At 74.9% G+C, this 11,269-nt stretch carries 3 protein-coding genes; all 3 read right to left on the bottom strand.

What is annotated here, in order from left to right; translation table 11 throughout:
- Window position 1 precedes the first annotated feature (1 nt).
- Window positions 2-1,699 (bottom strand): acyl-CoA dehydrogenase family protein, encoded by a 1,698-nt coding sequence (locus R4Z62_RS25690; RefSeq protein ID WP_064535669.1) that lies wholly within the window; start codon window positions 1,697-1,699, stop codon window positions 2-4.
- A complete protein-coding gene (locus R4Z62_RS25685) occupies window positions 1,696-3,321 on the bottom strand; it encodes a PfaD family polyunsaturated fatty acid/polyketide biosynthesis protein (protein WP_037889062.1) in 1,626 nt (541 codons plus the stop codon). The genes R4Z62_RS25690 and R4Z62_RS25685 overlap by 4 nt, the downstream gene beginning before the upstream one ends.
- A 183-nt stretch (window positions 3,322-3,504) precedes the next feature.
- The gene (locus tag R4Z62_RS25680; protein WP_491521002.1) at window positions 3,505-11,157 is read right to left on the bottom strand and encodes a beta-ketoacyl synthase N-terminal-like domain-containing protein; all 7,653 of its coding nucleotides are present in this window, start codon (window positions 11,155-11,157) and stop codon (window positions 3,505-3,507) included.
- Window positions 11,158-11,269 lie beyond the last annotated feature (112 nt).

The raw sequence follows: 11,269 nt of genomic DNA, 5'->3' as shown, positions 1-11,269 counted from the left end.
CTCAGGGCTCCTTACGGGGGGTGGCCAGCCGGACGGGCAGGGCGGTGAACAGCCGGTCGCCGGTGTGCAGGGCGCGGACGGCGTCCAGGGCGGGCGCCAGCAGGGCCGCGTCGCGGCGCGGGTCGGTGCCCTCGGCGCGGGCGAGGAGGTAGGCCAGGGCGGCGCCCAGCCAGCCGGTGGCGCCGGGCTCGGCGCCGTACAGGGAGCGGTCGCGGTTCGCCTGCCACAGGTGCAGGCAGCAGGCGGCGGCGTGCAGCCAGGCGTAGCGTTCGGCGGCGTCCACGAGCGCGTTCGGGTCGGCGCCGGGGCGCTGCGCGGCCCGGGTCAGCTCGCCGAGGTCCGCGACCGCCGCCACCAGGCGCGCGGCCGGCCGGGCCGCCTCGCCGAGGCCGTCGGGCAGCGCGTCGGCGGTGTCCGGCAGCCCGGCCAGGACCGGGTCCTGGCCGCGCGCGAACATGTCGAGCCGGGCCGGTTCGTACGGCGGCAGCGGCGCGTCCAGGGAGAAGACGCTGTGCACCGCGTCCTCGTCGGCGGGGGCGGTGCCCTCGGTGAGAGTGGGCAACTGGCCCGCATAGGAGCGGAGGTTGGCCAGGGTGCTCGCGTCGATCACCCGGACCACCTGGGAGTCCCGCTGGAGCTTCTGGAAGAGCCCGGCGCCGGGCGCGCCCTCGCGCAGCACGGAGCGGGTGGCGAGCACGGTGCCCGAGCGGCGGATCAGGTCGTCGGTGGCCTCGGCGACGACGTGCTTGGCGGACAGCGCCCACACGCTGAACGCCTCGGGCACCACGTGCACCCCGCGGGCCGCGCTCAGCGCGACCGCGTCGGCGGCCAGCAGCGCCGCCGCGGCGACCGACAACTCCCGCTTGGACCACGGGGACTCGACCAGCTCGGTGCGGCCGGTGCGGCGGCCGGTGGCGAAGTCGAGGGCGATGCGGACGGCGGTGTCGGCGATGCCGAGGCTGCCGGCCATGCTCATCAGCCGGACCGCCTGCTGCGCCTTGACGGCCACCTCCAGGGCCTCGCCGCGCCGGCCGACGAGCGCGTCCTCGGGCACGGGGGTGTCGTGGAAGCGCAGGGTGGCCAGGTCGATGCCGCGCATGCCGCCGGTGCGCGGCGCGGGCACCCGCTCCAGGCGGCCCTCGGGGATCCGGTCGGTCTCCAGCAGCACGGCGGAGAAGGCGCCGGGGCCGCGTTCGCCGGTGCGGGCGACGACGTAGACCGCCTCGCCGCGCAGGCCGAGGCCGACCAGCCACTTCTCGCCGGTGAGGGTGGACTCGGGGGTGAGCCGCACCTCGTTGGTGAGCAGTTCGCTGCCGTGCGCGGCCTCGGTGAGCGCGAAGGCGACGGCGCCGCCGGAGCGCAGGATCTCCGCGGCCCGCTGCTGCTGCTCGACGCTGCCGTGCAGTTGCAGGCAGGTCGCGGCGATGATGCTGAACATCGTGCCGGGCATGACGTTGACGTCCCGGCGGGCGGCGGAGCGCACCAGGGTGAGGCTGCGGTCGAAGGACTCGAACGCGCCGCCCCACTCCTTGGGCAGGTAGTTGCGGTGGAACCCGGCGCGGACCAGCTCCGCGCAGAGCTCCTCGGGGAACTCGTCGCGCTCGTCGCGGGCGACGGCGGCGGCGAAGCCGTACGGGTTGGTGTCGTCGGCGGGGTCGCCGAGGCGTTCCTCCAGCTCCTCGGGGGTGAGTGTGCTCATCGCAGCCCCACCGAGGAGCCGTGGGCGGGCGTCTCCAGCGGGACCGGCCGGTAGTCGGCGGCGGTGGCCGGGATGTGCACGCCGGCGGTGCGCAGCTGGGCGAGCCGGGTGTGGAAGGCGGCGCCGCGCATCAGGTGGTGGGCGACGTCGGCGACGCGGCGGTTGCCGGGGGTCTTCAGATAGCTGCCGGTGACCCAGTCGTTGAAGCTGCCCATGGCCGGGCCGCACCACACCTGGTAGTCCATGGCGCGGCCCTCGTCGCCGGTGACCGCCCAGCGCGAGGACATGCCCAGGTACCAGCGGAAGACGAGGGCCATCCGGCGCTTGGGGCTGCCGGCGGCGCGGGCGAGCTGCTCGGGGTCGCGGCGGGTGAAGTAGGTGACGCACTCCTGCCAGACGTCCTCCAGGGAGCGGCGGAAGATCTGCTGCTCCAGGCGGGCCCGGTCGGCGGGCGGGATGGACTCCAGGCTGTCGCAGCTCTGGTACAGCTCGTACAGGCGCTTGGCCCGCATCGGGAAGAGCGTGCCCTTCTTCAGGACCTGGAGTTCGACGCCCATCTCGAACATGTCGGCGGCCGGGGCCATCTCGCAGTCGGCGATGCCCGCCTCGGCCAGCATCTCCTTGGACTTGGCGGAGGCGCCGGACTCCAGGCAGGACTGGTTGACGGAGCCGGTCACCACATAGGCGGCGCCCATCGCGAAGGCGGCGGCGACCGCGACCGGGGTGCCCAGGCCGCCGCCCGCGCCGACACGCACCGGCACGGCGTAGCGGAACTCGCGCTGCACGCTGTCGCGCAGCCGCAGGATGGTCGGCAGCAGCGCGGGCAGCGGGCGCCGGTCGGTGTGGCCGCCGGAGTCCGCCTCGACGGTGATGTCGTCGGCGAGCGGGACGTGGTGGGCGAGCGCGGCCTGCTCGGCGGTGATCAGGCCCTGCTCCAGCAGGGCGCTGACCAGGGTGGCCGGGGCCGGGTGCATGAAGCGTTCGGCGGTCTCGGAGCGGGAGATCTTGGCGATCAGCCGGTTGTCGGCGACGACCCGTCCGTCCGGGCCGCGGCGCAGTCCGGCCAGCCGGTAGCGGACCACGTGCGGGGTGAGGTCCATGTACGCGGACGCCTCCACGCAGCGCACCCCGTGACGCAGGAACAGCTCGACGGCCTCCCGCTCCAGCCGGTCCTCGCTGGGGCTGTGGATGAGGTTGACGGCGTAGGGCAGTCCGGGGATCTCGGCGGCGAACCGGGCGAGGGTGCGCTCGATGGTCTCGGGCAGCAGTCCGGCGGCGCCGAAGGAGGCGAGGAAGCCCTCGCGGGCCAGGGCGATCACCAGGTCGGCGGAGGCGATGCCGCCGGCCATGGCGCCGGCCATGTACGGCTGGGCGACGCCGTGGGCGGTGCGGAAGGCGGCCGAGCCCAGGCGCTCGGGCGGCAGCGGTTCGGCGGCGGCGAGCAGCGGCAGTCCCTCACCCTCGGCGGAGGCGAAACCGCCGGAGACCGCGCCGATGCCCTCGGGGGTGACGGCGATGAAGCAGGGCTGCTCCAGGTCGGCCAGGACGTGGTAGATCCCGGCGGGGTCCGTGCTGGGGTACCGCTCTCCGTACCAGCGGAGAGGGGTGTCGCGAACGTCCATCGTGAAACGAAGCTCCTTGGCTGAGCGGCGGGTGCGGGCGGGGGCCTGTCGTTCGGATCGGGAGGCGGGGCCCCGGCGGCGCCGTGTCCGCCGGGGCGGGCGGGGTCCGGCGGCCGGCCGCGCGGACGGCCGGCCGCGCCGGACCCCGCGTCCGCGGCGGGGTCCGAACGGCGGGCCCCGGCGTCACCCCTCGGTGGGGCGGACCTCGATGGCCACGTCGGTCAGTTCGTAGATGCGCAGGCCCGGCTTCCACAGGTCGGCGTCGGCGATGACCAGCAGGCGGTCGTCCTCGCGGCGGATCTCCTTGACGTGCACGTCGAAGAAGAGCTCCTTGTCGTGGCGCAGGATCTGGCCGCGGTACTTCCAGGACGTCTCGACCCCGGTGGCCATGGCGAAGCGGGGCCGGGCGTAGCCCTCGGCGAGGTTCTGCTCCAGCACGTACAGGCGCAGCGCCTGGAGGACGGCCTCGACACCGAGCGAGCCGGGCATCACCGGGTCGCGGTGGAAGTGGCAGTCGAAGTACCACTCGTCGGGGCGGACGGCCCGCTTTCCGTGCAGATAGCCCTTCCCGTGCCGGCCGCCGTCGGTGACCAGGTCGACCCGGTCGACGAGGGCGAACTTCTCGCCGGGCAGATACAGGTGGCCGCCGTCCGGGTCGGTGAACGCGGGCGCGCCCTCGGGGAGTTCGATGCGGCGGACGCGGTCGGCGGCCGGCTTCTCGGACTCGATCCAGGGGGCCACGTACTGGCCGTTGTCCAGGCCGACCTGGTTGGCGAGGGCGGCGGCGTTGAAGTAGCCGAAGAGCGACTCGCCGGTGTAGAAGACCTCGCCGTCGGCGGAGAGTTCGTAGCTGAAGTTCTGCAGCACCGCGCCCTGGACGGCGCTGGTCATCAGCAGCTTCGAGTGGTGCTTGATGGTCTTGCCGCGCAGGTCGATGTCCTTGACGAGGGTGGCGCGGCCGTCGAGGTTGCGGATCGCGTACTGCTCCTCGGGGTTCTTCAGGGTGGCGCCGAGGTAGTAGCCGAGGAAGATCGCCGCCTGGAGGGAGGACTCCATGTAGACGGCGTTCGGCATGTGCGGGTGGGAGTTCTGCTCGTAGTACCAGGCGTCGGCCGGGGAGTCGTACTCGGTGACCATCTCCGAGCCGGGCGAGAGGTCGCCGCGGGTGCCCTTGAGGGACATGACGCGGTCGACGAACTGGAAGTCGCCGTTGGGGATGTAGGGGGCGCGGCTGTCGCGGTAGACCTCGAACTCGGGGCCCATCGCCATGTCGAGCAGGCCCTTGGCGGCGTGCGCCAGGTGCAGTTCGTTGATCATCGCCGGTTCGCCGGAGCGGTTGCGGCGGCCGAGGAACTCGGGGAACCCGCCGGCCTCGGGGCGGTAGGGCGAGCCCTCCTTCTCGCGGACCTGGAGGCCGAGGTTCTTCATCCGGATGACCGGCTTGTCACCGAGGTAGATCAGGACGTCGGCGATGACGGTGGCGCGCGGCAGCAGCGTCAGCTCCATCACCTCGACCTCGTAGCGGATCTCCTCGTGGGCCTGGGTGATCTGGCCGCGGACCTGGACCTCGATGGGGGTGTCCGTGACGCACTGGAAGCGGGCGTCGGGCAGGGTGAGGTGCAGGCCCTGGTGGAGCAGGTAGATCTGGAGGAGTTGGACGGCGCCCTCGGCGACCAGCGAACCGGCCAGCACGTGGTCGTCCGGGAAGTGGCAGGTGAAGTACCAGGCGTCGGGCTGGAGCTTCTTGATCGCGCTGAGCGTGCCGAGTCCGCGCGGGCCGCCCTTGCGGTCGATGACGACGTCGTCGACCATGCGCAGCTTCTCGTCGGGCAGCCGCAGCGCCGGGTTGATCCCCGGGTCCTGGGCGTGGTCGGGGCCGAAGACGTCCCCTGGCCTGCCCTGGGCGAGCAGGTCCAGGTCCTCGCGGGTGAGGTGGTTCTTGTCGGTGTACGCGAGGGGCTTGAAGTAGCCGCGGGGCAGGGCGGCGCGGGCGGCCTTCTCCTTCTCGGTCATCACCACGCCGAGCGGGGTGTCCAGTTCGGCCTGGCTGAAGAACCCGGCGCAGGCGTCGTGGAGTTCGAGGATCAGCTCGCCGTCCGCGTAGCACTTGTAGCTGAAGAAGAAGAGGGTGGTGTCGCCCTGGTGGACGAAGCGGTCGATGGAGATGTCGTAGCGCAGGGTCTGGCCCACCCGGGGCAGGTTGCCGCGGAAGATCAGGGTGCTGTCGAGCAGCCGGTAGACGCGCTCGCCCTTGTTGCGGAAGTCGATGCCGAGGTAGCTGACCAGCAGCAGGTCGCACTGGCCCGCCTCGACGGTGACGGCCGGCGGGACCCCGCCGTCCACCGCGTACCAGGCGTCCTCGGGGACGTCGTACTCGGTGGTGATGGTGGCGGGCTTGAACTCGCCGGTGGTGCCCTCGATCGCGGTGACGCGGCTGACGAAGTGGTACGGCGGCGCGGGCAGCCGGACGCGCTTGCCGTAGCCGTCGATCACGCCGAACTCCGGTCCGAAGACCTTGGCGACCGAGCCGACCGCGAACTCCAGCAGGTCCTTCTCGTCCCAGATGACGCCTTCCTTGACCTCCCGGGCGGGCTCGGCGGGCTCGGCGGGAGCGGCCTGCGCGGGGGCGGGCGCGACGGTCTGCCGCGGGGCGGGCGCGGGCGGGACGGCGGGCAGTTCCGGCAGCGGCGCCGGGGCGGGCACGGCCGGGGCCTCCTGCCGGACGGTCACCTCGGGGACCGGCTGCGGCCGCGCGGCGTCCCCGTCGAGGAACGCCTCCACCCGGGAGAGGGTGGCCGACTGGAGGATGTGCTGGGTCTCCATCACCACCGAGTGGGTGGCGACCATCTGGCGGCGCATCTCGCGTACGAGGTCGGCGGCGACGGCGGCCGAGGCCGTGCCCTCCTGGTACGCGGTGGGGGCGGCCGGCGCGACGGGCCGCTGCGGCGCGGCCGGTGCCGGGGCGGACGGCTGCTGCTCCTGCGGCGGCGGTGCGGCCGGGGACGTGCCGCCGGGCGCGTGCTGTGCCCAGGGCAGGTACGTGACCGGGGTGCCGTCGAAGGCGATGACCTCGGCGTCGGCGAGGGTCGGGTCTGCGGGCATGAGTGCTGAGTCCTCCGGCGGTACGGGCTGGACGGGGTCGGGGGCGGGGGCCGGCACGGCGGCCGCGGCGTGCGGGGCGGACCCGGCGGCCGACGGGGGTGTGGCACCGGCGCGCGGGCCCGTTCCGGCCGGGCCCGGGGCGGGCGCCGGGGCGGACGGCGGTACGGCCGTTCCGGTGCCCGCGAGGCTCGCGGCGGGAGCGGCGGCGGCCGGAGGGGCGGCGTGCGCGGCGGGTGCCGGAGCGGTGAGCGAACCCACCGGAGCGGCCGGGGCCGTCGCGTGGGCCGGGGCGGCGGAGACGGCGGCCGGGACCGCGCGGGGTGCCGTGGAGGTGACGGAGACCGCGCCGGGCACGGCCGTCGCGCCGACCGCGGCCGGGACCTGCGGCGCGGCGGCGCCGGCCAGTTCGCGGGCGATCCGGGCCGGGGCCGGGTCCGCGCCGCCGACCCGGAACCGGGCGGGGCGGGCCGGACGGGCCGGGACTCGTTCGGCGGCCGGGCCGAGCAGCACGGCCAGGTCGAGGTCCAGGCCGTGGGCGGTGAGCCGGGCGGCGAGCTGGGCGATCGACTTGGTGGCGGCGACTCCGCGCCGGTCGACCGGCACCGCGACGTGCGCCGCCTCGCCCAGGGTCTCGCGGACCCAGCGCGAGCAGGTGGCGCTCGGCCCGACCTCCAGGAAGTAGCGGAAGCCGCGGTCGTGGGCGCCGCGCACCAGGCGCGGGAAGTCGATCGGGGAGCGCAGGGTGTGCGCGATGCGGCGGGCGATCTCCGCGCGGTCCAGGGCGGGCAGCGCCTCGTAGTCGTAGGCGCTGAGCAGTTCGAGGTCGCCGAAGGAACCGGTCGGGTAGTCGTTGAGCCCGGCCAGGCCCTCGGACTCGGCGTCCACCACCGGGCAGTGCATGACCGCGTTGACGGGCGAGCGCGCGGCCGGGCAGCCCAGTTCCTCGATGAGGGCGCGGCACTGGGCCGGGTCGCCGGCGACGACCAGTTCGGCGGGCGTGTTGACGTGGGTGAGGTGCACCCGGTCGTAGCGGGGCAGCGCGGCCCGTACGGTGTCCGCGTCGGTGAGCAGGACGTGGCTCGCCCACACCTGGGCGTCCGGGGTGTCCTCGGGCAGTCCCCATGCCTCGCGGACCGTGCGGCGCGGTCCGCACAGCCGGTCCTTGAAGATGGGGGTGTTGCTGATCAGCGCGTCGTCGCGGCCCTCGGGCCGCCAGCCGCCGGTGGCGAACAGCATGCTGGACTCGCCCAGGCTGTAGCCGAAGCCGCCGTGCGCGGTGATGCCGAGGATGTCGCGCACCAGGTCGGTGTAGAGGATCGCGAAGCTGGTGCCGGTGGCCAGCATGAACGGGATGTCCTCGCCGAGCCCGGCCTCCAGGGCCATCAGCTCCCGGCGGCCCGGGGCGGCCTGGCCGCGCGGGTGGAGCGCGGCGGCCCGCAGATGGCGTTCGGGCGCGTCGGCCTGGGACTCGAAGCGTTCGAGCAGTCCGGGGAAGGCGCGGAACAGGTCCTGGCCGAGGCCCGGGTAGGAGTTGAAGGCGCCCGGGTAGACCAGGGCGACCTTGCCCTCGGGGCCGATCGGGCGGGCTGCGAAGCAGCTGCCCGCCGGGGTGGTCCACTCGCCGCCCGAGGCGTGCACGGCGGGCAGGTCCCGGGCGGCCAGGGCGAGCTGGGCGCCCAGTTCGGCGCGGTCGCGGCCGACGAGCACGGCCCGCACGGTGCGGCCGGTCAGCTCCCGGGCCGCGTCGCGGGCCAGGGCGTACGGGTCGGAGCCCGCGTCGAGCAGCTCGCGGTGCCGCTCCACGGCACTGAGCAGTCCGTCGAAGGTGTCGGCGGACAGCGGCAGGACGACGGGACCGCCGGCCCGCTGCCAGTCGCCGGGCACCAGCGCGCCCCGGGTGGCCTCGGCGGAGAGCGTGAGGTGCCCGTGGGCGCCGGACGCGCCGATGAAGCCGACGGACGCGTACCGGCGCGATCCGGCCGTGCGCCGCAGCCAGGGGCGGGAGGCGTCGGGGACGTAGAGCGCGGAGGCGGCGAAGTCGTCGGCGAGCGCGGCGGCCGGACGGCGCCAGCCGCTGGTGCCGGGCACATAGCCGTGGTGCAGGCAGAGCACGGTGCGGATGAGTCCGGCCATGGTCGCCGCGCAGCCGGTGTCGCCGAGCTGCGCCTTGGCGCTGCCGAGCGCGACCCGGCCGGTGCGGCCGAGCGGGCCCGCGGACGCCTCGGGGGCGTCGGCCGCCGGGAACACCCGGGCCAGCGCGGCGATCTCGGCGCGGTCCTGGTCCGGGGTGCCGCCCGCGTGGGCCTCGATGTAGCCGATGTCGTCGGCGGTGACGCCGGCCTCGGCGAGGGCGGCCTCGGCCGCCGCCACGTAGGTGTCGGCGTCGGCCTCGGGCACCCGGCCGTCCACGGGCGGCGCGTGCCGTACGGCGACCGCGTCGATGCGGGCGTACACGGGCGCTGCGGCCTCGCCGGGCCGGGTGACGACGATCGCCCCGGCGCCCTCGCCGATCCGGCGGCCGGCCGCGCCCTCGTTGAAGGTGAGCCCGGCCTCGGCGACCACGTCGGGTCGCAGCAGCAGGTTCTCGGCGGAGCCCGCCAGGTCCACGGCGCCGACCAGGACGGCTTCGATGCCCGGGTCGAGCAGCAGCAGCCGGGCGACCTGGAGGGCCTCGGCGGTGGCGGAGCCGTCGGAGGAGACGGTGAAGGAGGGTCCGGTCAGGTTCCACAGCGAGGAGATGCGGCTCGCCATGACGTTGCCGATGTAGCTGAGCACCTCGTTGGCGACGATCGGGTCGACCACCGCGTCCCGGCCCGCCGCGGTCAGCCGGGCGAGTTCCGCCTCGTCGACCTCGATGCCGGCGCGGGCGAACTCCTGGCGCACGAAGGTGCCCAGGCCGTAGCGGGTGATCCGCAGATGGGTGGTGGGCTCCGTCTCCATGCCGACGACGACCGCGATGCGGCGCGCGGCGGGCGCGGACTCGCCCTTGGGCACGGCGCGGCTGTAACCGGCGTCGTGCAGCGCCTCGTCGGCGACCTTGATGGCCAGGGCATGCTGGAGGTTGTAGGTGCGCAGGTCGGCCGGCGGGATCCGCAGGTCCATGGGGTCGATGCCGAGCCCGTCGACGAACGCGCCGTGCGGCAGCGCGTCCGGGGAGACGCCCGCGCCGTGTTCGAGGGAGCCGCCGCGGGTCTGGTCGAGGCCGCGCCAGCGCCGCTCGGGCAGCGGACCCAGGGCGTCGCGGCCGGTGTGCACGGCGCGTTCGAAGGCGTCGACGGAGTCGAACGAGCCGAAGTGGGCGCCGAGTCCGGCGATGTCGAGCGCGGGCACGGGCGTCTCGGCGGGCGGCGCGGTGGCGGCGCTGCCGGCGCCGGCGGCCGGGTCCGCCTGGGAGAGGACGACGTGCGCGTTGGTGCCGCCGAAGCCGAAGGCGGAGACCGCCGCCCGGCGCGGCCCGGTGCCCTCGGGCCAGGCGCGGCCGGTGCGGACGAGGGCGTCCTCGCCGACCCGGCCGTCCTTGGAGCGGACGGGCTGCTCGACACCGATGGTCGGCGGGATGTGCCCCTCGCCCATGGCGAGGACGACCTTCAGCATGCTGCTGAGTCCGGCGACGGTCAGCAGATGGCCGATGTTGCCCTTCACGGACCCGATCAGCGGGATCCGGCCGGCCGCGCCGAAGAAGTCGGCGACGGACTGGGCCTCGGTGGCGTCCCCGATGGGGGTGCCCGTGGCGTGGCATTCGAGGTAGTCGATGGTGGTGGGGTCGATGCCGGCCTGCTCGTAGGCGAGCCGGTAGGAGCCGAGCTGCCCGGCGCCCTGCGGGACGAGCAGATGGCGGCCGCTGCCGTCGTTGGTCAGGCCGATGCCGTCGACCACGGCGTGGATGCGGTCGCCGTCGCGCAGCGCGTCCTCCAGCCGCCTCACGACGACCATGCCGGCGCCCTGCCCGGTGAGGATGCCGCCGGAGCGGGCGTCGAAGGGCTGGCTGAAGCCGTCGCGCGGATAGGCGTTGAGGTCGCCGAAGGAGAGGTGGATGAGGGTGGGGTCGGGGGCGCAGACACCGCCCGCGAGGACGACGTCGGCCTGCCCGGCGGCGAGGTGGTCGCAGGCCAGCTTGAGCGCGTACAGCGCGGAGGAGCAGGCCGCGTCGAGGGCGTAGCGGGGACCGCCGAGGCCGAGCGCGGCGGCGGCGACCCCGGCCGGGGAGCCGCTGACGCTCAGGTCCTCGGGGTGCAGCCGCTCGCGGTCGATGCGGTCCTCGGCGCGGGCGAGCGCGCCGAGCGCCGGGTGCCCGGCCCGGCGCAGCCCCTCCAGCACGGCCTCCTGGACGAGGGGCACGCTGACCTGGGCGGACGTCGGGGTGGGGAAGGAGTAGTTGCCGAGGACGAGGCCGGTGCGGGCCAGGATGTCGGGGCGGTCGGCGTGTCCGCTGTCGCGCAGCGCCTCCCTGGCCACGTGCAGGGACCAGTGGAAGATCCGGTCGAGTCCGGCGAGGTGCTCGGCGTCCAGCAGGTAGCCCTGCGGGTCGAAGTCGAAGTCGGTGACGAAGCCGCCGCGACGGCAGTAGATGTCGTGCTGGGGGTCCAGGTCGCGGGGCTCGGGCGGCTGGCCGAAGACCTCCTCGCCTCCCTCGCGGCGGCTGTCGGCGCCGGAGCGGAGGTTCTGCCAGAACTCGGCGGGCGTCTCCGCTCCCGGGAACAGGCAGGAGAGGCCGACTATGGCGTACTTGCTCATGAGAGCTCTCGGGTCCCTTCTGACGGGCGGCCGGCCCGGACGGCGGCAAGGTGAGGTTCCGTCCGGGCCGGCCCGATCGCTTGCGCTGGCTGTGGCGTGGTGCGGCTTCGCC

It is taken from the genome of Streptomyces sp. PL-25, assembly GCF_058344915.1.
The sequence above is the reverse complement of the archived record's forward strand: the minus strand, read 5'-3'. Positions and strand labels throughout refer to the sequence as shown.

Bases quoted from the DNA above. Each gene is read 5' to 3' on its own strand.
- R4Z62_RS25690 (WP_064535669.1), bottom strand. From the start codon at position 1,699: ATGAGCACACTCACCCCCGAGGAGCTGGAGGAACGCCTCGGCGACCCC.
- R4Z62_RS25685 (WP_037889062.1), bottom strand. From the start codon at position 3,321: ATGGACGTTCGCGACACCCCTCTCCGCTGGTACGGAGAGCGGTACCCC.
- R4Z62_RS25680 (WP_491521002.1), bottom strand. From the start codon at position 11,157: ATGAGCAAGTACGCCATAGTCGGCCTCTCCTGCCTGTTCCCGGGAGCG.